Genomic DNA, 22,413 nt, shown 5'->3' with positions numbered 1-22,413 from the left:
AAATGACAATGACCAACGAACAGGCCGAATGGTTTGCCGGTACCTTCGAGAAACTGGTGGCCAATATCGGTCAGGCCATCCTGGGCAAACCCGAGGTGATCAAATTGATCCTCACGGCCATGCTCTCCGAAGGCCATGTGCTGCTCGAGGACGCCCCGGGCACCGGCAAGACGATGCTGGCCAGGTCGTTGGCCGCCACCGTGCAGGGCTCCAATTCGCGGATCCAGTTCACCCCCGACCTGCTGCCCTCGGATGTCACCGGCATCACGATCTACGACCAGAAGAGCCAGCTCTTCGAGTTCCACCAGGGGCCGATCTTCGCCAACATCGTGCTGGCCGACGAGATCAACCGTGCCTCGCCGAAGACCCAGTCGGCACTGCTGGAGGTCATGGAGGAGGCCCGCGTGAGCATCGACGGGACCACCTACACCCAGGAGCGGCCCTTCATGGTGATCGCGACCCAGAACCCGATCGAGCAGGCCGGGACCTACCGGTTGCCCGAAGCACAACTGGACCGCTTCCTGATCAAGACCTCCATCGGCTACCCGGACCGCGCCTCCACGGTGGACCTGCTCTCCGGCTCCTCCACCCGGGACAGGTCGCTGGCCCTGAAACCGCTGATCACCACCAGCGCCATCGCCGACATGGCCGATCTGGCAACCAGCACGCATGTCGACGAGTCCGTGTTGAACTACATTGCCGAACTCACCGAGCAGACCCGTGAGGCCGAGGAGACCCGGTTGGGTGTCTCGGTCCGTGGCGCCCTGGCCATGGTCCGTGCCGCCAAGGTCTGGGCCGCCTCGGAGGGACGGAACTACGTGCTGCCCGACGACGTGAAGGAACTCGCCCCCTACGTGTGGACGCACCGGTTCGTGATGGACCCCGAAGCAGAGTTCGCCGGGGCCACCCCGGAGTCCGTCCTGGCCCGCATCCTGTCCGTGACCGCGGCACCGCAGCAGCGCGCCGACGCCGATTCCCGCGCCTAGCCCGGTCCGGAAGGCAGATACCCCAGCATGAGCACCCCGACTCAGGACTCCGGCCGCCGGTCCGCCCGGACCCGGTCCTCCCGGTTCCCCGGCGCCGCCGGATGGTTCCGGCGCCGGCGTGGGCCCGGCAGCCCGCGCCGGGCCCGGCCCACGGCAGCAAGGCGTTCCCGCCTGCATCCGGCGTCCCTGTCGGCCCAGATCGGCCAGCTCATCAAACTCGAGGTCCAGCCGCTCTGGCAGCGGCTGAGCGGGTGGGTCCGGCCGAAGATCGAACCGGCCACCGAGGTGGTCAGCCCGCTGGGGTGGCTGCTGGCCGCCGTCGTGCTGGTCCTGGCGTTGCTGGGAGGGATGTTCGGTTGGCAGGAAGCCAGGATCGCCGCCCTCATGGGGGCCCTGCTCCTGCTGCTGGCCATCGCCTTCATCCTGGGCCGTTCGGTCTTCCGGGTCAGCCTGGACCTGAACCGGACCCGGGTGGCCGTGGGGGACCGGGCCGTGGGCGGGCTGGAAGTGCAGAACGCCTCGGGCAAGACCCTGCTTCCGGTGTCCATGGAACTGCCGGTCGGGACCTCCACCGCATTCTTCAGGATCCCGCGGCTGGCGTCCGAGGCCGCCCACGAGGAACTGTTCACCATCCCCACCCACCGCCGGGCCGTCATCGCCGTCGGCCCGGTGCGGTCCATCCGGCAGGATCCGTTCGGGCTACTGCGCCGTCAAGTGAAGTGGACCGAGGAACAGGACCTGTTCGTCCACCCGGCCACCACGGCCCTGGGCGGGACCAGCTCCGGGTTCATCAAGGACCTGGAAGGGGAACCGACCCGGGTGCTGTCCTCCTCGGACGTCTCCTTCCATGCCCTGCGCGACTATGTCCCGGGGGATGACCGGCGCCATATCCACTGGAAGACCACCGCGCGCACCGGCGAGCTGATGATCCGCCAATTCGAGGAGACCCGGCGCTCCCATCTGGCCATCGCCCTGTCCACGAACACCGCGGAGTACGCGGCCCCGGACGACTTCGAACTCGCGGTCTCGGCGGCCGCCTCGATCGGGCTCCAGGCGGTCCGCGAGCAGCGGAACCTCTCGGTGGTGACCCAGACCGGACCGTTGCGGACCGAGACCGGACGGAACCTGCTCGACGACTGCACCCGGGTGGAGGCCAGGCCCCGGCGCAGCGATCTGATCGACCTCTCACGCACCACCAATGATGCGGTCCCCAACGCCTCGGTCTTCTTCCTGGTCACCGGCACCGTGGCGACCCCGGGGCAACTGCGCCAGGCCAGCACCCATGTTCCCGTGGGCGTCCGGGCCTTCGCGGTGCGCTGCGGCACCGGACAGGAACCGGCCCGGGCAACCATCGGGGACCTGACGGTGATCACCGTCGGTCAACTCAGCGAGCTGCCACTGATCCTGCACCAGGTGGCCTCATGAGCGCCCCCGCCTCCTGGCGCGCCCACCTGCCCTCCGCCCACCGCGCCATCGACGCCGTGGTCCTGCTCGTCTGCCTGGGGCTGGGCGTGCTGGGCTTGCATGCCGCGTTCGGCGGCGATGTCCACTACCTGCTGGCCGGGATCGGTGGCGTGGTGCTCGGGTTGGTCCTGGCGCACGTCATCGTCCGCTACCGCTGGGGGTTCCTGTCTGCGGCGGGCGTCGGCATCGCGGTATACCTGATCGCCGGAACGCCCTTGGCGACCCCCACCGAAGCCACGTCCGGGTTCCTGCCCAATTTCGAATCACTGCGCACCCTGCTGGCCGGCGTCGTCCTGTCCTGGAAGGACGTGCTCACCGTCGCCCCGCCGGTGGGCCTGCGGGCGGGCATGCTGGTGGTCCCGTTCCTCAGCGCCTACGTCACCGCCCTGCTCGCCGGATTGCTGGCCTGGAGGTTCCGTTCACCGTTCTGGGCCACGATCCCGGTCGCCGTGATGTTCATCGTGGGCATCATCTTCGGGACCCGGGACGTGCCGTTGCCGTTGCTGCGCGGGCTGGTCCTGGTCATGGCGCTGGTCTGCTGGTTGGCCTGGCGCCGGCAGGTGGATCGTGCCGCGGGGCTGGACCAGCCGGCAGGGCACGACGGCGGCTCCGGCTCCACCATCCGGCCGGGTCTGCGTCGGATCGGCTCCGGGGCCGTGGTCCTGATGGTCGCCGGTGGGCTGACGGCCATCGCCTCCCCGGCGTTGGACGGCGGGCCATCCCGACAGGTACTGCGCGACGCCGTCGTCCCCCCGGTGGACCTGTATGACTACCCGAGCCCGTTGATGAGCTTCCGCAACTATGCCAAGGACAATGCCGACGAACCGCTGCTTTCGGTGACCGGGCTGCCCGAGGGCCAACGGGTCAGGTTGGCGGCGCTGGACAGCTACGACGGCATGGTGTTCGACGTCGATCCGCGCTCGGGCGGGAACTTCACCCCCGTCGGGGACGTCGGGCAGGTCAATTCCTCCGCCGCCGAGGACCCGTTGCGGTCCCGCGGGTCACTGGACATCACCATCGAGGGATACCACGGGGTCTGGCTGCCTGCCGGCGGCAAGCTCCTGGGCCTGGACGTGGCCGGGGAACGCTCCGAGGAACTGGCCCGTTCGCTGTTCTACAACGACGACGCCGAAACCGCGCTGTCGACCACCGGTCTGCGCACCGGGGATTCCTATACGGCGGCGGTGGAGTACCCGGTGCAGATCGATAGGAAGAAGCTGCAGGACTACGGACTCTCCGACGTGACGATGCCCAAGCTGGCCAATGTCCCGCAGGTCGTTTCGGGCAAGGCCGCGGAGATGGCCGGGGACGAAAAGACCGGGGTGGAACGTGCCGCGGCGATGGAGGGGATCCTGCATGAGACGGGATACTTCTCCAACGGCAAGGAAAACGAGGTACCCAGCCTCTCGGGCCACGGGGCGGCGCGGATCGCCTCCTTGCTCGATGCCGACTCGATGATCGGCGACGACGAACAATACGCGGCGGCCATGGCCCTGATGGCCCGGGACCAGGGCATGCCGGCCCGGGTGGTGATGGGGTTCTACCCGGAGAAGTACGATCCGGCGGGCACCGTGCAGATCAAGGGCGAGGACGTCCACGCCTGGGTGGAGATCGAGTTCGAGAATGTCGGGTGGGTGGCGTTCACCCCCACCCCGGACAAGGACAAGGAACCGACCCCGCCGCAGCAGGAACCCCAATCGGTTCCGCAACCCCAGGTGCTCCAGCCGCCCCCACCGCCGCAGGACAAGGCGAAGCTTCCCCCCGAGACGGCTCCCGATCCGCAGGACGCGGACGATTCCAACGAGGAGTTCTGGGCCTTCTGGGGTCCGATCCTCACGGTCACGTTGAGCATCGTGATCCCCCTGTTCATCCTGATGCTTCCGTTGCTGGTGGTGGCCTTCCTGAAGCTGCGCCGGCGCAAACGCCGGTTCGGAACCGGTGGGCCGGGAAACCGGTTGAGCGGTGGCTGGAACGAGGTCATTTCCCTGGCCACGGACCTGGGGGCCCGCCCCGAGTCCTCGGGCACCCGCCGGGAGAACGCCAGGGCGTTGGGCCGAGGCTTCCCCGGCACGACGGAGACCACCACCGAATTGGCCCACCGGGCCGATGCCGCGGTCTTCGGATCCGCGGTGCCCACCGAGGCCCAGATCGTCGATTACTGGAACCTGGTCGATGAGCAACTTGCCGGCATGAGTTCCTCGGTAGGATTCTGGGGGCGCATGAGAGGCAAGTACTCCCCGCGATCACTGGTCCTCGATGCCACGGCCCGCATCAACGCCCGCCGGGCCCAACGCGGGTCAGGGCAGCAAGATATCCGTACAGTAGAAACCCCCGAGGAAAAGGAGTAGCCGGTGGCCCAGAACCTGAACCTGGCCAACGCCGTGGCCGCGAAACGACTGGTTGCCGGTCTGCTGGACATCGTTCCGGTGCTCCTGGCGATGATGATCTACTTCAGCGCCACCTCCTCCACGTTCAGTGGGGCCGGCTACCTCAGCACCGGCGAGCTCCTCGCCGAGACGGCCACCGTCTCGATGGTCCTGACCGTCTTCGTCCTGGCCTACGCGGTGGTCCTCTGGGGCTGGGAAGCGGGCACGGGCAAGACCCCTGGCAACCTGGCACTGGGCCTGCGCACCGCCGACGAGGACGGTTTCGCCCCCGGCTGGGGCAAGGTCTTCATTCGCCGTGCCCTGGTGTGGATCTCCGGGATCGTCCCCGTGGTGGGCCCGATCATCATGCTGCTCTCCAACCTCTGGGATCCGAACCACCAGCGCCAGGGCTGGCACGACAAGGCCGCCCACACCCTGGTGGTCGACGTGAACCAGGGGCGCAACCCGTTGCTGACCGGTGGCCTCTTCGGCCCCTCGGCCTTCGCCCCCGGAGGAGTCACCGCCCCCGGCCAGCCCGGACATCCCGACTACGGTTCCGGCCAGGCGGAGTGGCCGGCCCTGGCCCAGGAGACGGCCGGTGGCCCGATCACCGGGGTCCCCGGAATGAACCCGCAGCCATCGGGGGCGGCTTCCGCCGCCGCGGCCGGTCCGCCCGGGCCCCGCGCCCCGATGCCGGCCCCCGCTGCTGCCCCACCGGCAGCCGTTCCGGCAGCACCGCCCGCCGCCGCCCCGCCGGCCCCCGAACCAGTGGCCCCGGCCGCGGGTGGGGAACCCGTCGGTGTGGATGAGGACGAGGCCGAGTACACCCAACTGCGGTCGGCGGCCGTGGCCCAGGCGGTCCACGGGGCCCGCCTGCGCTTCGACGACGGCCAGATCATGGTGCTGGAATCCACGGCACTGATCGGCCGCAACCCCGCAGCCCAGGACGGGGAGGACGTCGCCGAACTGTTCAACTACGCGGATATGGGCCGTTCGGTCTCCAAAACGCATTTGCATCTGGCCGCCGATAGTTCGGGGCTCTGGGTGACGGACCGCAACTCGACCAACGGCTCGGGCATCACCGGGACGGACGGAATCCGGAAGCCCCTGGCTGCCGGCCAGTCCCAGCATGCCGAGTATGGTGAAACCGTGTACTTCGGCGACCGTTATTTCGTAGTGAGCCCCGCATGAGCGGGGCGGTTCCCCGACCCTCCGACGGCCAGGTGGCCTTGGAGGTCGGGTTGGCCAGTGATCGTGGACTGCGTCGTCCGCTCAACGAGGACTCCGTGCTGGCCGAACGGCACCTTTTCGCGGTGGCCGACGGCATGGGCGGGCACGAGGCGGGAGAGGTGGCCAGTAGCATCTGCGTGGCCACCTTCGCGCAAGGGCAGGAGGCTGCAGGTGACTGGCTGACGCCGGAGGATCTGCAGCAGTTCATGGTCTCGGCCGATCTGGCGATCCGTGAGGCGGCAGCATCGCGTGCCGGCACCACGGTGACCGGGGCCGCCCTGGTCCGCCAGGGGGAAGCGGTGTATTGGTTGGTCTTCAACGTCGGGGACTCGCGGACTTATCTGCTCTCCGGCGACCAGTTCCGCCAGGTGACCGTGGACCACTCCGAGGTCCAGGAAATGGTTGACCGGGGGGAGATCACCGCCCAGGAGGCACTGACTCATCCCCGCCGCAACGTCATCACCCGGGCGTTGGGTACCGGGGAGGACAGCGAAGCCGATTTCTGGATGCTCCCGGCCCGGCCCGGGGACCGGCTCCTGATCTGTTCGGACGGGCTCACGAACGAAGTCGGTGACGGGGCGATCCGCGATGTGCTGCTGGCCCGGACGCCGGCCCAGATCGCCGTCGATGACCTGTTGCAGGCAGCGCTGCGCTCCGGCGGCCGGGACAACATCTCCTTGGTCATCGTCGATGTGGAACTCGAACACGACGACGACGAGTTCACCGATACCGCACCGCGGGACGCGATCGAAAGCGACCACACCCAACCGCGCCCGGAGGATGAGGGGCAATGAGCATGCGGATCACCTACATCCCCGGCCCCTGGTGGGCGCTGGTGCGGGGTGGCCATCTGGTACTGCTGCCCGAAGACACCGACCCGGAACACCTCGACCACCTCTGGCAGGCACTCGAGGGCACGCCCGGGGTGGAATCCCTGCTGTCGGCGGTGCTCTCGGCCCGGGGGTTGGCCCTGACGGGGATGGCCCCGTTCGGGATCATCAGCCTGGAAAACGATGTGCATACGATCCTGCGCGGCCCGGTCTCGATGGCTGCCGAAGGCCGTGAACTGAGCACCCATGTCAATGGTCTCGGCGTCACCACCTGGATGGAACGTCGCATCCCGAACCAGGAGAGCCTCAGCCTGGCCCTCGATGACGTACTGCGCCAGAACGACGGCGACGAACTGCATTGGGTGCCGATCGTGGAGGGAATCGTCCCCTTCGGTCGCCTGCAGGTCGAACTCCCCACCGATGCCCCGGGAAACATCGAGCCGCTCTCGGCCCCGGAACAGGACGAGAGGCCAGGGGAACCAACCGAAACCGGGCCCGCGATCGAGGCCGCTGCCGCCCCCGCGGACGATGACCAGGCCGATCCGGAGACCGCAGCAGCGGTGGAACCCAGTGCCGCTGCGGAAACTGAACCAGCCGCGGAACCCGAAGCCGAGCAGGACCCCGAGGCGGAGGCGGATACGATCGGTGCGTCGGAGCCGGCGGACCCGCAGGAGCGGGGCGCCGACGCTGCGGAGGAGGTCGTCTCGGCCGAGGAGGCCGACGAAACGAACACCGTCCTGTCCCCGGCCGCCCGCGAAGAGGCCTCCGAGGAACCGGTCGCCGAAGCAACCCCGGAGGGACCGGTGACCGCGGAACCGGAATCCGAGGAGCGGGTATCAGATGACACCATCGCCGGTCCCCATTCAGACGAGGACCAACCGGATCCCGAAGCACTCATCGACGCCGTCCCCTGGCTGGCAGCGGCACGGGCCCAAGCCCGCCCCGAAGCCACCGAAACCCAGGAATCCGACGAACCCGAGGCCGGCGCCGATGACCTGCCGACCATCACCTCGGCACCCGGCCGCACGGAAACCCCTGCGCCGCCCGCTGCCGATGAAGAGGCGACCGCGGCACCTTCCTGGGGCGACCACGACGGCAACACGGTGATGCGCGGGGACCTGCCCACCGAGGCGATCCCGGCGACGCCCCGGGGCCCGGCCACGGAACAACCGGCGACCGGACCGCTGGTCCTGGGACGGCTCTGCTCCGCAGGGCATGCGAACCCGCCCACCTCTTCAACCTGCGGAGTCTGCGACGGCCCGTTGGGGGATGACCCCACCGATGTGGCCCGGCCCTCGCTGGGCCGGATGGTCATCTCCGACGGCGATGTCGTCGAGCTGGACCGTCCCGCCGTCGTCGGTCGCCAGCCGACCATCACCCGTTCGGTGAGCGAATCCATGCCGCGGGTCGTGCACGTGAAAAGCCCCAGCGGGGACATCTCCCGGTCCCATCTGGAAGTCCGGCTCGAGGGATGGCACGTCATGCTGGTGGACCTCAAGGCCACCAACGGCACCTTGCTGGTGCGCCAGGGCATGCCCCCGCGCCGACTCGGTCAGGGGGAACAGCTGATGCTGCTCGACGGGGACATCGCCGATTTGGGGGACGGGGTCTCATTGCGCTTCGAGGGCCTGCTGTGAGCGGGAAGCGTCCGCCGGCGCCCCCACCGTCGATCGAGGGCTTCGAATACCTGAACCTTCTGGGATCCGGTGGGTTCTCGGATGTGTACCTCTACCAGCAGGACCGGCCGCGCCGGAAGGTGGCCGTGAAGGTCCTGCTGTCGGACCTGAAGACCGAAAGTGCCCGCAAACGCTTCGAATCCGAAGCCAACCTGATGGCCCAACTGTCGTCACACCCCTACATCGTGACGATCTTCGAAGCCGATATCACCGCCGAAGGCCATTCGTATCTGGCCATGGAGTATTGCTCCCGACCGAGCCTGGACGTCCGCTACCGGCGAGCCCGTCTCGGCGTCGACGAGGTCCTGTCGCTGGCCATCCAGGTCGCTTCGGCCGTGGAGACCGCGCACCGTGCCGGCATCGTCCACCGTGACATCAAACCCGCGAACATCCTGGTCACCGACTACAACCGGCCGGCCCTGACCGATTTCGGTATTTCCGGAACCACCGATGCGCTGGACGATGAAGCCGGATTATCGATTCCCTGGTCACCGCCGGAGGCCTTTGCCGGAGGCTCGCCCAACGGCGTGCGCATGGACGTCTGGTCCCTCGGGGCGACGATCTACACGCTGCTGGCCGGCCGTTCACCCTTCGTGCGGTCGGGGGCCGATAACTCCCAGCGTGAACTCATCTCGCGGATCACCACCGCCCCGTTGGCCTCGCTGAACCGTCCGGATGTGCCCCCGACCCTGGAACAGACGCTGGCCACCAGCATGGCCAAGAGCCCCGGGGCCCGTTTTGAATCCGTCCATGACCTGGCCCTGGCCTTGCAACGGGTGCAGGCCGAACTCGGCCTGTCGGTGACCGCCTTCGAAGTGATGGAGGAGCCGGTTCCCCGGGAAGAGCCCGGAGAGGACGACGGCGGTGAAGCGACCCGGGTCCGGCAGGTGGTCTCCATCGACCCCGATGCCGGGGCCCCGACGCCGGGGCCCTCCTCGCCCATCACGGATCCACCGGCAGTGGATCCGGCGGCCGCCGAGGACGCAACGATCATGCGCGGTCGGCTGCCGGACGGTTCGCTGGCCGGATCGCGGCAACGGCAGGGATCCCACCCCGGGGTGGGGTCCGCGCCCGGTTCCTCTGGCGGGCGGGCCCGGAACCCGCAGGATTCCGTTCCCGGGGAAGGGCCCGACGCCGGCGGGTGGGTTCCCGCGGTCCCGCCGACCCCGGTGGCCGGAGCACGGGTGGAACAACGGTTCCCGACCGGCTTGGTGGCCGGACTCGGAGCCGTTCTGGCGATGGTCATCGCGGGGATCTTCGTGGTGAATGCGTTGAACCGGGGCAGCGAGGACCAGGAGGTCTCCTCGGGGGTGTCCCTGAGCAAGGAACCGGCAGACCCGTTGCTGGGGCAGGAGGGCAAGGTTCCGCAGGTCGGGGACTTCGCGGCGAAGAAGGCCGGTTCGAAGATCACGTTCACGTGGAAGAACCCGGAGGCCAAGAAGGGCGATGTCTTCTATTGGGCGCCGGTGACGGCCACCGAGCAAGGAGAGAACCGGAAGGCCGAGGAACCCACCGCGACCACCGAGGAAGCCCAGGGGGAGCCCACGTGCATCCAAGTGGTGCTGGTGCGATCGACGGGGAAGTCCTCGGACCCCAGCAGATATTGTTCGGACGGCTAGTCTCGTGGGTGGATGATTGCCGAAAGTTGATGGACGACCCAGGGGGAAACGACGTATGGCCGAAGTGAACATCGATTTTTGCGGGGAATGGTTCCCGGTCGCTGATGACCAGGTCTTCACCATTGGGCGCGAAGGCGATCTGGAGGTCGACGACAACCCCTACCTGCACCGGCGCTTCCTCACCGTGGCCTGCTACGACAACATCTGGTGGCTCTCCAACGTCGGTTCCCGCCTTTCGGCGACCATCGCCGACGCCACCGGTGGACTCCAGGCCTGGGTGGCGCCGGGCGCCCGGATCCCCCTGGTGTTCAGCCAGACCAATGTCGTCTTCACCGCCGGACCCACGACCTACGAATTCTCGGTCCACCTCACGACGCCGGCCTTCCGCCAGGAATGGAACGCGGACGACGGCGATGGACAGACCACGATCGGCCCCGTCGTGCTCACCGAGGCCCAGCGGGCGCTGGTGGTTTCCCTGGCGGAACCGATGCTCCGCCGCGACGGCACCGGGTTGAGCTCCATCCCGACCTCGGCCAAGGCAGCGGCCCGGCTGGGGTGGCCGTTGACCAAGTTCAACCGCAAACTCGACAACGTCTGCGACAAGCTGGATAAATCAGGAGTCGCCGGGCTGCGCGGGGGCGCCGGCAAACTGGCAACCAACCGGCGGGCCCGCCTGGTCGAACATGCCGTCACCTCGCATCTGGTGGTCGCCGCGGATCTGCCGTTGTTGGACGCAGCCCCTGCCGCCGACGACTAGTCGTCGTTTTCAAGACGGGGCAGAGACTGGCCCGTGCCTTGCTAGGGTCAACCAGATGACCGGAATGCGATACCCCCGCCCTCTTTCCGCCGGAGACCGAATCGAGGTGACCGTCCCGTCGATGGGCGTCCCGGTCTCCCTGCACCCCCGGCTGGACCATGCGGTATCGGACTTGCGCGCTGCCGGATTCGAAGTACAGGTGGAGGAATCCGTCCGTCAGGAGGGACTGGCTTCAGGCCCGCCATCCGCGCGGCGGGCCGAACTCGCTGCCGCCTTCTCCGGTCCGGCCCGTGCCGTCCTGCCGCCCTGGGGAGGGAAGCTGGCCATCGAAATCGTCGAAGGAACCGATTGGAACACCCTCGCGGAGGACCCCACCTGGTTCGTCGGCTGGTCGGATATCTCCACTCTTCTGTTGCCACTGACGATCACCACCGGTGTCGCAACCATTCACGGTGGCAGCCTCATGGACGAGCCGTGGGAACTGCCGACAGGTTTCCACCGCTGGACCGAGGTGGCAGCACTGCCCGAAGGCGCGTCCTTCACCCAAACAGCTGCCCCGTATCGTCGGTCACGCCCGTGGTCCGACTGGGATGAGGAACCGTTGGGTCGGGCCGAAGCCTATGAGGAACCGACCGCCTGGAGGTCGCTGCATGCCGGGGACGTGGAACTGCGTGGCCGACTCCTGGGAGGGTGTTTGGAGACGGTATCCTTGCTCTCGGGATCCAGCTATGGGGATCTGTCGGGATTCGCCCGCGAGCATGCCCCCGAAGGACTGATCGTCTACCTCGAAGTCGTCGATTCCGACGCCGTGAGCGTGCTTCGTACACTCTGGGCACTGCGTTTGGCTGGATGGTTCGACCACGCCAACGGAGTACTCATCGGTCGCACCACTGCTCCCGATACCCCGGAACTCACGCAGGCCGAAGCGGTGGAGCGGGCCTTGGGGGATCTGGATATTCCTGTGATCCTTGATTTCGATACGGGGCACCAGCCTCCTCAGATGCCGCTGGTCAACGGGGCGCTGGCGGAGGTCGAATTGGTCGGCGGGCACGGGCAGATCACCCAACACCTGCTGCCCTGATTCCCGGGTTAGGACGTACCCTGATGCCATGAGTGCGCAACCAGCACCGTCGGTTGTGGCCAGAGCCCACGCCCTGCGCGGGGGAGTCCTGCTGATCGTGCGGGTGGGGCTGGTCGCCCTGGCCACGACGATCGCCTGGCTGGTCATGGTCGGTGTCGACGGTCCGGCCTCGTTTCCGCCGTCGCCCCTGCTGGCTTCGTTGAGCTTGCTCCCGGTGAACATCGTCTCGCTGTGGCTCGTTGCCCGTTTCCTGCGCTCCGAAGGCCAGGACCTTCGTTCCCTGTTCGTCCCGGCCCGGCGTCCGATGCTGCGCGAAATCGGCTGGGGACTGCTCTGGATCCTCGTCCTCTACCTGCCCTTCGTCGCCGCCATCATGGGCACCATGTGGGCCCTGCACGGCCCCGAGATGTTCACGGCATTCAGAACGGTCTTCTACGACCCGCAGGCCGCAGCCATCACCCAACCCGGCTGGGGGCTGGCCCTGGGGATCATTGCCGTTCTGACCTTCGCCCCGCTCAATGCCCCCGCCGAGGAGGCGGTGTTCCGTGGCTACTCCCAGTCACGCCTGTTGCGTCGGTGGCCCGTCCTTGCCACCGTGCTGGTCTGTTCGGTCGCCTTCGGCGCCCAGCACGCCTTCTTCGCCCCGACGGCGGACGCCATGATCGTCTACGTCGTGGCGTTCACGGTATGGGGGATTGGATCGGCGCTGATCGTGCTCCGACAGAAACGGTTGTTGCCCATCACCATCGCCCACTTCATCGTCAACCTCTTCACGAGCTCGCCCGCCGTCATCTTCCCTGCCCTGCAGCTCGCCGGAGTCGTCCCCGCCTGACCTCGTCGCCACGCCAAGGGCCGGTGGGGCAAGATAGAGGGGTGACGAAAAGCGAGCAGCAGAACACCACGGACCGTTCCACCACCGCCTCCGCCGAGGGGGCGAGCACCGCCGCCGGTGACGAGGTCATCCCCGCGGGGCAACTGCGGGAGGAGTACCAGCAGCTCATCGACGATGTCCGCCGGTACCGGATGGCCTACTACCTTGAGGACGACCCGATCGTCTCCGATGCCGAGTTCGATGTCCTGTTCACCCGCCTCGAGGAAATCGAACAACTGCACCCGGAGATCGTCTCCAACGACTCACCCACCCAGGAAGTCGGCGGCGAGGTCTCCGCGGCCTTCTCCCCGGTGGTCCACCTGACCCAGATGTACTCGCTGGAGGATGTGTTCTCCCTCGAGGAACTCACCGCCTGGCTCGAACGAGCCACCGTCAACGCCGGAACCCGGGCCCCGAACCAGAAGCTGCGCTGGCTCTGTGAGGTCAAGATCGACGGACTGGCGATCAACCTGCTCTACCGTGAGGGCAAGCTGGTGAGGGCCGCCACCCGCGGGGACGGCACCACCGGCGAGGATGTCACCCACAACGTGTTGACCATCGGTGAGATCCCCACCGAACTCTCCGGCAGCAACTGGCCCACGGAGGTCGAAATCCGCGGGGAGATCTTCTTCCCCTCGCAAAAATTCCGTGAATACAACGAGGCCCTGCTCGAAGCCGGCAAACCGGAACTGGCGAACCCGCGCAACGCCGCCGCCGGCTCGCTGCGCCAAAAGGATCCGGCCGAGACCGCCAAACGCCCGCTGGGCATGTTCGTTCACGGATTCGGGGTCCGTGAGGGGCTGGATGCCGCCTCCCAGTCCGAAACCTACGAACTCCTCAAGGGCTGGGGCCTACCGGTGACCCCGTACTCGAAGGTCGTGGACTCGATCGACGAGGTCCTGGCCTATATCGAGACCTACGGGGCCGACCGGCACTCCCTGGTCCACGACATCGACGGGATCGTGGTCAAGGCCGACTCCTTCGCCATCCAGCGGGCGCTGGGATACACCTCCCGGGTACCGCGCTGGTCGGTGGCGTATAAATATCCGCCCGAGGAGGTCCACACCAAGCTGCTGGACATCCGCGTCAACGTCGGGCGCACCGGACGTGTCACCCCGTACGGGGTCATGGAACCGGTGAAGGTCGCCGGATCCACCGTGGAGATGGCCACCCTGCACAACCAGGACGTCGTCAAGGCCAAAGGTGTGCTCATCGGGGACACCATCATCCTGCGCAAGGCCGGGGACGTGATCCCCGAGATCGTGGGTCCGGTCCTGCCGTTGCGGGAGGGACGCGAAGACGAACTGCACGAATTCGTCATGCCCACCGACTGCCCCTCCTGCGGGGAGCCGTTGGCTCCGGCGAAGGAGGGCGATATCGACATCCGCTGCCTCAACGCCGAATCCTGCCCGGCCCAACTGACCGAACGCGTCGCCCACCTGGGCGGTCGCGGGGCCTTCGACGTCGAGGCCCTGGGTGAGGAAGCCGCACTGGCCCTGACCGTGGGCCCGGGCCCCGACCCGGCCGAGCACGGAGGCCTGCCCAAACCCGCAGGACCCGGCCCGATCATCAACGAAGCCCGGATCTTCGACCTGGCCACCGGCCATGGAGACGACACGCTGCGCGAGGCGCTCGCCGAGGTGAAGGTCTGGCGGGAGAGGCGCGAGAAGGGGGTGGGCACCGGTCGGTTCGAGCTCGTCCCGTACTTCTGGAGCAAGGGTACCGAGAAGAAACCCTCGGCTCCTACCGCCAATACGAAGAAGCTGTTCGAGGAACTGGAGAAGGCCAAGACGCAGCCGCTCTGGCGCGTGCTGGTGGCCTTGTCCATCCGCCATGTCGGGCCCACCGCCTCCCGCGCCCTGGCCACCCACTACGGGTCCATGGACGCCATCCGCGAAGCCGTCACCGCCGAGGATGCCGCCGAGAAACTGGCCGACGTCGACGGCATCGGTCCGATCATCGCCGAGGCCCTCATCGAATGGTTCGGCATCGACTGGCATCTGGGGATCGTCGAGGCCTGGGCCGCGGAAAACGTGCGCATGGTCGATGAATCCCACGGTGAAACCGAGCGCACGCTCGAGGGGCTGACCATCGTGGTCACCGGATCGCTGGAGGGCTTCAGCCGCGATGAGGCCAAGGAGGCCATCATCACCCGCGGCGGCAAGGCCTCGGGGTCCGTTTCGAAGAAGACCAGCTACGTCGTCGCCGGGGAAGCGGCGGGCACCAAACTGGAGAAGGCGGTCTCCCTGGGCCTGAGGGTGCTGGACGAGGAGGGCTTCCGCGCCCTGCTCGAGAACGGCCCCGAACCCACCGCCGAGGAGACCGGGACCCCGGAATCCGCGGAATCACAGATCACCACCGATGGAGACCCAGCATGAGCCAGAATCCCGCAGCCACCGCCGACCTGTTGGCCATCGCCCGCCGCGCCGCGGCCGCCGGCGCCGCCGTGCTGGCCGAACGCCACGGAGTCCACATCGCCGCCGACACCAAATCCGCGGCCGGGGACTGGGTCACCGACTACGACCGGCGGGCCGAACAGGCGGTGCGTGCGGTCATCAACGCCGAACGCCCGCATGATGCCATCACCGGGGAGGAATACGGCAGCACCACCCCCGCGGAGCCCAGCGCCTACCGCTGGTCCATCGACCCGCTGGACGGCACGGCCAACTTCGTGCGCGGCATCGTCTACTACGCCACCTCGGTGGCCGTCGCCGGTCCCGCCCCCGACGGCCGGGAAGCCACCGTATGGCTCGCCGGCGTCGTGCAGGCCCCGGCATTGGCCAGCACCTGGTGGGCTTCGCGCGGGGCGGGAGCCTGGCTGGGAGGGACCGAGACCGGGAACGACGCCGGGGCGCGCCGGTTGACCGGCCCCGTCCCCGGGGCCGCCGGGGCCCTGCTCGCCACCGGATTCGGGTACGACGCCACCCGACGCGACTTCCAGCTGCAGGCGGTGGCGACCCTCCTGCCGGGGTTCGCCAACGTGCGGCGCATCGGCTCGGCGGCCGTGGACCTGTGCCTGGTCGCCGATGGGACCCTCGATGCCTATGCCGAATACGGCACCGGAGAACACGATTGGTCCGCCGGGGCCCTGGTCGCCGAGGAAGCCGGGTGCCCGGTGCTGCGCCCGGAGGCCGATCCGGGCTGGCAGGCCGCCGGCTACATCGACTTCGATCTGCTTCCTGCACCTCCGGCCCACTGAACCGGACCGCGGCAGGAGGGGAGGATCCCCGAGGGGTGGAAGCCGTGAATTCGGCGACATTCAGAGGACCCTGGTTCATCGCGACGACGAAAAGGTGTCAAACTGGAAGGTGATGACTACTGCAACCGCCCGCATGCCCCTGACCATCCGCCAGGCCACGGAAGCCGACTACGACGAGATCGGCCGCATCACCGTGGACTCCTACCTGGCGGCGGGGCACTTCGAGGACCCCGACCACGAATACCTGCAGTTCGTCCGCCAGGTCGCCGACCGCCACGCCGCAGCCGAGATCCTGGTCGCCGAAAACAACGGGAAAGTCATCGGTGCGGTGACCCTGGTCCAGCCGGGGAACCCCTACGCCGATATCGCCGAAGCCGGTGAACTCGAATTCCGGATGCTGGTCGTGGACCCGTCCGTGCAGCGTTCGGGGGCCGGACGGACCATGGTCGAGGCGGTCATCGACCGGGCCCGGCAGCTCGACGGCGTGGACACGGTCTCACTGACCACCGGCGGGCATTGGGAAGCAGCCAACGCCCTCTACACGACGATGGGTTTCCAGCGCGCCACCGACCGGGACTGGTTCGTCCCCGACACCGACATCCTGCTCAAGGTCTACATCCTGCCGCTCTAACCGGCAGCGGCCCGGCCGGCCCAAGCAAGTAGGGTCGGCCCATGCCCACCGCGTCGCCCCGTGCCCGAAGGACCTACCCGGTCTTCGTGCTCCTGGCCTTCGTCTCGATGGTCGGGGACGCGATGGCGCTCTTCGCCCTGACCCTGGCTGCGGCCGACCAGCTCGGGTCCTGGGGTGTCACGATACTGTTCCTCACGGGGTTGATCCCCCCGATCCTGGCGGCCCCGCTGGTGGGCCGGCTGGTCGACGGGACGAACCTGCGCAGGATCTGGGTGGCCAGCCTGCTTGCCCACGTCCTGCTCTTCGCCCTGATGGCCCTCGTCGATGACCTGCGGGTCAGCCTGGTGTTGATGTGCGGGGCCAGCATCAGTGCCGTCATCAACGCCTCGGCGATCTTCAAACTCATTCCCTCCCTCCGGGGGCCGCTGCCGCTGGCGCGGGCCAGCAGCCTGATCGTCTCCGCCGGATCGTTGGCGGGCATCCTGGCACCGCCGATCGCCGCCCTCGCCTATACCGCCTGGTCCGTCCAACCGGTATTGGCCCTCAACGCCCTGGGCTTCACGGTGCTGGCCCTGGGGGCGGGGCTGGTGGTGCCGCGCCGTGCGGTGCCGGTCGACCTCAAGGAACCTCGCGCCGGTGGCGACGGAGCCGGAGCACGGATCCTGTTCACCGACCGGTTGCTGGCCCTCCTGCTGATCCCCATGGCCGCCGTCGTGCTGTTCACCTCCGCCGAAGGAGTCGCGGGGGTCTTCTATCTGCGCTCGGTGGCCGGGAACGACACCCTCTATGCGGTGATGCTCGGGGCCTGGTCGGTGGGCGCGCTCATCGGCGCCCTAACCGGCGGGAGCAGGTTCCTGGGGGCACGGGTGAGGACCCCGGTGCTCCTGGGCGGTGTGCTCATCGGCGCAGCCATCCTGGCGGAGGGGCTGTGGCCAGACGCCCTGGTCATCCTGGCGGTGTTCCTGCTGGGCGGATTCGGCAACGGGATGCACAACACAGGGGTGCGCAACGCCGTCTATGCCCGGATCCCCGAAGCCCACCACGGGGCCGCCTGGGCGTACCTGACCGTGGTCTTCAAGATCATGGTCGGGCTGGGGTTCCTGCTGGGAACCCCCGGCCTGGTGGTGGACAGCGACCGCCTGATCATCATCGCCGCAGGAACCGGCTCGTTGGCCGCAGTGCTCCTGGCCCTGGTGGGGATCAGGGCGGCGGACCGGCACCGGCGGACGCCGGTCCTGAACTAGACTGGTGGGGAAAACCCACCATCCATGAATTCGGGGAGATACATGCCTGCGATCAGTCGTGAGGAAGTTGCCCATCTGGCGCAACTGGCCCACCTGGAGATGAGCGAGACCGAGCTGGAGAAAATGGCCGGCGAACTCGGTGTCATCGTCAACGCGATCAAATCCGTGAGCGAGGCCGCCGGCGACGACGTCCCGGCCACCAGCCACCCGCTACCGCTGACCAACGTGATGCGCGAAGACGTGGTCGGCCGGACGCTGACGCAGGACCAGGCGCTGCAGAACGCGCCCGACGCCGAAGACGGCCGATTCAAGGTTCCGGCCATCCTGGAAGGGGAGTAGGGCATGAACGAGATCATCAAGCTCTCCGCCGCCGAACTGGCGGCAAAACTCCGTGACGGATCGCTCACCTCCGTCCAGGCCGTCCAGGCCCACCTGGACCGCATCGCAGCGGTCGACGGCGGGGACCGCGGGATCCACGCCTTCCTTCACCTGAACGGGGAGGAGGCGCTCGCCGTGGCCGCCGAAGTCGACGCGATTCGCGGCGCGGGAGGGGCCGAGGCCGAGGCGTTGCACCCGCTGGCCGGCGTACCGATCGCCATCAAGGACCTCATCGTCACCCAGGGCCAGCCCACCACCGCGGGCTCGAAGTTCCTCGAGGGATGGATGAGCCCCTACGACGCCACCGTGATCGAAAAGATCCGTGCCGCCAAGCTGCCGATCCTGGGCAAGACCAACCTCGACGAATTCGCGATGGGTTCCTCCACCGAACACTCGGCCTTCGGCGACACCCGCAACCCGTGGGACCTGGACCGCATTCCCGGCGGTTCCGGCGGCGGTTCCGCGGCGGCGCTGGCCGCCTACGAGGCGCCGCTGGCGCTGGGCACCGACACCGGTGGTTCGATCCGCCAGCCGGGCGCCGTCACCGGCACCGTCGGGGTCAAGCCCACCTACGGGTCCGTCTCACGCTACGGGGCCATCGCCATGGCCTCCTCGCTGGACCAGATCGGCCCGGTCAGCCGCACCGTACGCGATTCGGCCCTGCTGCACGAGCTCATCGGCGGGCACGACCCCAAGGATTCCACCTCCATCGATGCACCGGTCGGCGGACTTGCCGCGGCCGCCGAACAGGGCGCCACCGGGGACCTGACCGGTGTGCGCGTCGGGGTCATCCGCGAACTGCAGGGCGAGGGCTACCAGGCCGGGGTCCAGTCGCGCTTCGACGAGTCCCTCGAGGTGCTCAAGGCCGCCGGCGCGGAGATCGTCGAGGTCTCCTGCCCGAACTTCGAGTACGCGCTGGGTGCCTACTACCTGATCATGCCCTCGGAGGTCTCCTCCAACCTGGCCAAGTACGACGGCGTGCGTTTCGGCAACCGTGTCCTGCCCACGGAGGGGCCGCTGACCATCGAACGCGTCATGGCCTCCACCCGTTCGGCGGGCTTCGGCGACGAGGTCAAGCGCCGGATCATCCTGGGCACCTATGCCCTGTCGGCGGGCTACTACGACGCCTACTACGGGTCGGCGCAGAAGGTCCGTACGCTCATCCAGCGTGACTTCGAGGCGGCGTTCGCCCAGGCCGACGTCCTGGTGTCCCCGACCTCCCCGGTCGTCGCTTTCGAACTGGGTTCGAAACTCGACGACCCGCTGGCGATGTACCTCAACGACGTCGCCACCATTCCCGCCAACCTGGCCGGCATCCCCGGCATCACGGTCCCCGGAGGGCTCTCCGAGGGTCTGCCGGTGGGCATCCAGTTCCTGGCCCCGGCCCACGAGGACGCCCGGCTCTACCGTGCCGGCGCGGCCTTGGAGAAGCTGCTGGAGGACCGCTGGGACGGTCCGCTGATCAACCAGGCCCCCGAGCTGGCCGAATCGTCCAAGGAAGGTGTCGCCTGAGATGGCCCATGCAACTGAAGAACTCGTCGACTTCGACGAGGCCCTGGAGCGGTACGATCCGGTCCTCGGCTTCGAGGTGCACGTCGAGCTGAACACCGCCACCAAGATGTTCTCCGACGCCCCGAACGCCTTCGGCGACGTCCCCAACACCAATGTCACCCCGGTGGACCTCGGCCTGCCCGGCGTGCTGCCGGTGGTGAATAAGAAGGCGGTGGAGTACTCCATCAAGATCGGTCTGGCGCTGAACTGCCAGATCGCCGAGTACTGCCGCTTCGCCCGCAAGCACTACTTCTACCCGGACACCCCGAAGAACTTCCAGACCTCGCAGTACGACGAGCCCATTGCCTTCGACGGGTATCTGGACATCGAACTCTCCGACGGCAAGGTCTTCCGGGTGGAGATCGAGCGGGCCCATATGGAGGAAGACGCCGGGAAGCTGACCCATATGGGGTCGACCGGGCGCATCCAGGGCGCGGATTCCTCCTTGGTGGACTACAACCGGGCCGGCGTGCCGCTGGTGGAGATCGTCACCAAGCCCATCACCGGGGCCGGCGAGCGCGCCCCCGAGCTGGCCAAGGCCTATGTGGCGGCGATCCGCGAGATCGTGAAGACCCTGGATGTCTCCGACGCCAAGATGGAACGCGGCAACGTCCGTTGTGACGCCAACGTCTCGCTGATGCCCAAGGACGCCACGAAGTTCGGCACCCGCTCGGAGACGAAGAACGTGAACTCCCTGCGCGCGGTCGAACACACCGTGCGCTTCGAGATCGAACGCCACGCAGCGGTCCTGGACGCCGGCAACCTCGTGGTCCAGGAGACGCGCCACTGGCGGGAGGACACCCGGACCACGACGTCGGGCCGTCCCAAGTCGGACGCCGATGACTACCGTTACTTCCCCGAACCGGATCTGGTGCCGATCGTCACGACCCGCGAATGGGTCGAGGAACTGCGCGCCCAGTTGCCGGAGCCGCCGGCCGAACGCCGCAAGCGCCTGCAGGCCGATTGGGGCTATGCCGACGCCGAGTTCCGCGATGTGGTCAATGCGGGATTCCTGGACGCCATCGAAGAGACCATCGCCGCCGGTGCGACCCCCGCGGTGGCCCGCAAATGGTGGATGGGCGAGATCTCGCGACTGGCCAAGAACGCCGACGTGGAGCCGATGGACCTCGGGGTCACCCCGGCGACGATCATCGAGCTCAACCAGCTGATCGAAGCCAAGAAGATCAACGACAAGATCGCCCGCCAGGTCCTCGAATACGCAGTGGCAGGGGAGGGGACGCCGAGCGAGATCGTCGAGAAGCGGTCGCTGGCCGTCGTCAATGATGATTCAGCACTAGGTGCCGCGATCGACGACGCCATGGCCTCGATGCCCGATGTCGTCGCGAAGATCAAGGACGGCAAGGTCCAGGCCATCGGTGCACTCATCGGCCCGGTCATGAAGGCCACCCGCGGCCAGGCCGATGCCGGCCGCGTGCGCGAGATCGTGCTGGAGAAGCTCGGCGTCGAGGGCTGATCCGTCCCGGGCCCCGGTGGCCCGGACGCCGAAACACCTGCCGAGGGGCGGGCGGAGGACCTTCCGCCCGTCCCTCGGCCTCTGCCGGGTGTGTAGCGTGGTCCCATGACCGCCCACGGCGCAGGACAACGACCCGGATCCGGGGTTCCGGCCCATGATGTCGAGGTCACCGACGCCCTGGTCCGTACCCTGCTGTTCGAACAGCACCCCGGACTGGCCGGGTTGGACCTGGTCCGGGTGGCCAACGGCTGGGACAACATCGTCTACCGGCTGGGAGGGGAGCTGGCCGTGCGCCTGCCCCGGCGGGCCAGCGCCCACCAGCTGCTGCTGAACGAAGTCAGGTGGTTGCCCTTCCTGGCCCCGAGGCTGCCGTTGCCGATTCCGGCCGTGGTGCGCCGCGGCCGCCCGGGAAGCGGCTACCCCTACCATTGGGCCGTGGTGCCCTGGTTCGACGGGGAATCCGCCGCAAACCGTCCGGCTGCCGACCGGGATGGCTATGCCGCGGCCCTCGGCCGGTTCCTGCGCACCCTGCACGTTCCGGCCCCGGCAGACGCACCGCGCAATGCTGTCCGGGGCACCGCCCTGGCCACCCGGGCCGAGGCCTTCACCCGGCGACTGGCGGAAGCGGGCCGGCCGCTGCCCGGGCCCTGGCATGAAATCTTTGCCAACGGGGTGCAGGCGCCCGAACACCACGGCCCACCCCTGTGGCTGCATGGGGATCTGCATCCGCATAACCTCGTGACCGTGCCGGGTTCCGGCCCGGCGACGATTTCGGCGGTCGTGGACTTCGGGGACCTCACCGCCGGGGACCCCGCCTGCGACCTGGCGGCTGCCTGGCTGCATTTCACCCCGGCAGGCCGTGCCGCCTTCATCGCCGAACTCCCCCACGACGCGGACACCTGGGCGCGTGCCCGGGGATGGGCGGTGCACTTCGGGACCTTGATGGCTCTGATGCCCGAGGGCGACCCGCTGCACTCCGTGGGCCGGCATGCGCTGGGGCAGTTGGCAGTTGAGTGTGTCTGACGTGCATCATGGGAAGGGCAACGCATTCCGGCG

General features: G+C 68.2%; 18 protein-coding genes. All 18 read left to right on the top strand.

What is annotated here, in order from left to right; genetic code table 11:
* The first annotated feature begins 2 nt into the window (after positions 1-2).
* The gene (locus AC3ZI9_RS11585) at positions 3-986 is read left to right on the top strand and encodes an AAA family ATPase (protein ID WP_444561651.1); all 984 of its coding nucleotides are present in this window, start codon (positions 3-5) and stop codon (positions 984-986) included.
* Between the two features lie 27 nt (positions 987-1,013).
* Entirely contained in the window at positions 1,014-2,411 is a 1,398-nt protein-coding gene (locus tag AC3ZI9_RS11580; protein WP_444561650.1) for a DUF58 domain-containing protein, read from the top strand.
* Positions 2,408-4,798, top strand: coding sequence for a transglutaminase TgpA family protein (locus AC3ZI9_RS11575; protein ID WP_444561649.1), 2,391 nt, complete (start codon positions 2,408-2,410; stop codon positions 4,796-4,798). Before AC3ZI9_RS11580 ends, AC3ZI9_RS11575 begins: the two co-directional genes overlap by 4 nt.
* Before the next feature lie 3 nt (positions 4,799-4,801).
* The gene (locus AC3ZI9_RS11570; protein ID WP_444561648.1) at positions 4,802-6,007 is read left to right on the top strand and encodes an RDD family protein; all 1,206 of its coding nucleotides are present in this window, start codon (positions 4,802-4,804) and stop codon (positions 6,005-6,007) included.
* Entirely contained in the window at positions 6,004-6,840 is an 837-nt protein-coding gene (locus tag AC3ZI9_RS11565; RefSeq protein WP_444561647.1) for a PP2C family protein-serine/threonine phosphatase, read from the top strand. The genes AC3ZI9_RS11570 and AC3ZI9_RS11565 overlap by 4 nt, the downstream gene beginning before the upstream one ends.
* Entirely contained in the window at positions 6,837-8,513 is a 1,677-nt protein-coding gene (locus AC3ZI9_RS11560) for an FHA domain-containing protein (protein ID WP_444561646.1), read from the top strand. Before AC3ZI9_RS11565 ends, AC3ZI9_RS11560 begins: the two co-directional genes overlap by 4 nt.
* Positions 8,510-10,171: a serine/threonine-protein kinase gene (locus AC3ZI9_RS11555; protein ID WP_444561645.1), complete on the top strand. Its 1,662-nt coding sequence runs from the start codon at positions 8,510-8,512 to the stop codon at positions 10,169-10,171. Before AC3ZI9_RS11560 ends, AC3ZI9_RS11555 begins: the two co-directional genes overlap by 4 nt.
* 55 nt (positions 10,172-10,226) lie before the next feature.
* Positions 10,227-10,928: a hypothetical protein gene (locus AC3ZI9_RS11550; protein ID WP_444561644.1), complete on the top strand. Its 702-nt coding sequence runs from the start codon at positions 10,227-10,229 to the stop codon at positions 10,926-10,928.
* 55 nt (positions 10,929-10,983) lie between these two features.
* Positions 10,984-12,009, top strand: a complete 1,026-nt coding sequence (locus AC3ZI9_RS11545; protein WP_444561643.1) for a S66 family peptidase — start codon at positions 10,984-10,986, stop codon at positions 12,007-12,009.
* 28 nt (positions 12,010-12,037) lie between these two features.
* The gene (locus tag AC3ZI9_RS11540) at positions 12,038-12,841 is read left to right on the top strand and encodes a CPBP family intramembrane glutamic endopeptidase (RefSeq protein ID WP_444561642.1); all 804 of its coding nucleotides are present in this window, start codon (positions 12,038-12,040) and stop codon (positions 12,839-12,841) included.
* 41 nt (positions 12,842-12,882) lie between these two features.
* Positions 12,883-15,258 (top strand): NAD-dependent DNA ligase LigA, encoded by a 2,376-nt coding sequence (gene ligA, locus AC3ZI9_RS11535; RefSeq protein WP_444561641.1) that lies wholly within the window; start codon positions 12,883-12,885, stop codon positions 15,256-15,258.
* A complete protein-coding gene (locus AC3ZI9_RS11530; RefSeq protein ID WP_444561640.1) occupies positions 15,255-16,079 on the top strand; it encodes an inositol monophosphatase family protein in 825 nt (274 codons plus the stop codon). The genes ligA and AC3ZI9_RS11530 overlap by 4 nt, the downstream gene beginning before the upstream one ends.
* Before the next feature lie 112 nt (positions 16,080-16,191).
* Complete coding sequence (locus tag AC3ZI9_RS11525; RefSeq protein ID WP_444561639.1) at positions 16,192-16,710, top strand: GNAT family N-acetyltransferase; 519 nt, start codon at positions 16,192-16,194, stop codon at positions 16,708-16,710.
* Between the two features lie 41 nt (positions 16,711-16,751).
* Complete coding sequence (locus AC3ZI9_RS11520) at positions 16,752-17,954, top strand: MFS transporter (protein WP_444561638.1); 1,203 nt, start codon at positions 16,752-16,754, stop codon at positions 17,952-17,954.
* Between the two features lie 42 nt (positions 17,955-17,996).
* Positions 17,997-18,293 (top strand): Asp-tRNA(Asn)/Glu-tRNA(Gln) amidotransferase subunit GatC, encoded by a 297-nt coding sequence (gatC, locus tag AC3ZI9_RS11515; RefSeq protein ID WP_444561637.1) that lies wholly within the window; start codon positions 17,997-17,999, stop codon positions 18,291-18,293.
* Between the two features lie 3 nt (positions 18,294-18,296).
* Entirely contained in the window at positions 18,297-19,844 is a 1,548-nt protein-coding gene (gene gatA / locus AC3ZI9_RS11510; protein ID WP_444561636.1) for an Asp-tRNA(Asn)/Glu-tRNA(Gln) amidotransferase subunit GatA, read from the top strand.
* A gap of 1 nt (position 19,845) precedes the next feature.
* Positions 19,846-21,357, top strand: a complete 1,512-nt coding sequence (gene gatB / locus AC3ZI9_RS11505; protein ID WP_444561635.1) for an Asp-tRNA(Asn)/Glu-tRNA(Gln) amidotransferase subunit GatB — start codon at positions 19,846-19,848, stop codon at positions 21,355-21,357.
* A gap of 105 nt (positions 21,358-21,462) precedes the next feature.
* Positions 21,463-22,380 (top strand): aminoglycoside phosphotransferase family protein, encoded by a 918-nt coding sequence (locus AC3ZI9_RS11500; protein WP_444561634.1) that lies wholly within the window; start codon positions 21,463-21,465, stop codon positions 22,378-22,380.
* The last annotated feature ends 33 nt before the right edge of the window (positions 22,381-22,413 follow it).

This window comes from Arthrobacter sp. AOP36-F1-5 (genome assembly GCF_058137995.1).
Note: the sequence above shows the minus strand (reverse complement) of the source record. Positions and strands in the feature narration are given on the sequence as shown.

Excerpts from the sequence above, each read along its gene's own strand:
- AC3ZI9_RS11585 (WP_444561651.1), top strand. The coding sequence starts at position 3 with ATGACAATGACCAACGAACAGGCCGAATGGTTTGCCGGTACCTTCGAG.
- AC3ZI9_RS11545 (WP_444561643.1), top strand. The coding sequence starts at position 10,984 with ATGACCGGAATGCGATACCCCCGCCCTCTTTCCGCCGGAGACCGAATC.
- AC3ZI9_RS11550 (WP_444561644.1), top strand. The coding sequence starts at position 10,227 with ATGGCCGAAGTGAACATCGATTTTTGCGGGGAATGGTTCCCGGTCGCT.
- AC3ZI9_RS11575 (WP_444561649.1), top strand. The coding sequence starts at position 2,408 with ATGAGCGCCCCCGCCTCCTGGCGCGCCCACCTGCCCTCCGCCCACCGC.
- AC3ZI9_RS11520 (WP_444561638.1), top strand. The coding sequence starts at position 16,752 with ATGCCCACCGCGTCGCCCCGTGCCCGAAGGACCTACCCGGTCTTCGTG.
- AC3ZI9_RS11565 (WP_444561647.1), top strand. The coding sequence starts at position 6,004 with ATGAGCGGGGCGGTTCCCCGACCCTCCGACGGCCAGGTGGCCTTGGAG.
- AC3ZI9_RS11560 (WP_444561646.1), top strand. The coding sequence starts at position 6,837 with ATGAGCATGCGGATCACCTACATCCCCGGCCCCTGGTGGGCGCTGGTG.
- AC3ZI9_RS11540 (WP_444561642.1), top strand. The coding sequence starts at position 12,038 with ATGAGTGCGCAACCAGCACCGTCGGTTGTGGCCAGAGCCCACGCCCTG.
- AC3ZI9_RS11530 (WP_444561640.1), top strand. The coding sequence starts at position 15,255 with ATGAGCCAGAATCCCGCAGCCACCGCCGACCTGTTGGCCATCGCCCGC.
- gatA (WP_444561636.1), top strand. The coding sequence starts at position 18,297 with ATGAACGAGATCATCAAGCTCTCCGCCGCCGAACTGGCGGCAAAACTC.
- AC3ZI9_RS11500 (WP_444561634.1), top strand. The coding sequence starts at position 21,463 with ATGACCGCCCACGGCGCAGGACAACGACCCGGATCCGGGGTTCCGGCC.
- AC3ZI9_RS11580 (WP_444561650.1), top strand. The coding sequence starts at position 1,014 with ATGAGCACCCCGACTCAGGACTCCGGCCGCCGGTCCGCCCGGACCCGG.
- gatB (WP_444561635.1), top strand. The coding sequence starts at position 19,846 with ATGGCCCATGCAACTGAAGAACTCGTCGACTTCGACGAGGCCCTGGAG.
- gatC (WP_444561637.1), top strand. The coding sequence starts at position 17,997 with ATGCCTGCGATCAGTCGTGAGGAAGTTGCCCATCTGGCGCAACTGGCC.
- AC3ZI9_RS11525 (WP_444561639.1), top strand. The coding sequence starts at position 16,192 with ATGACTACTGCAACCGCCCGCATGCCCCTGACCATCCGCCAGGCCACG.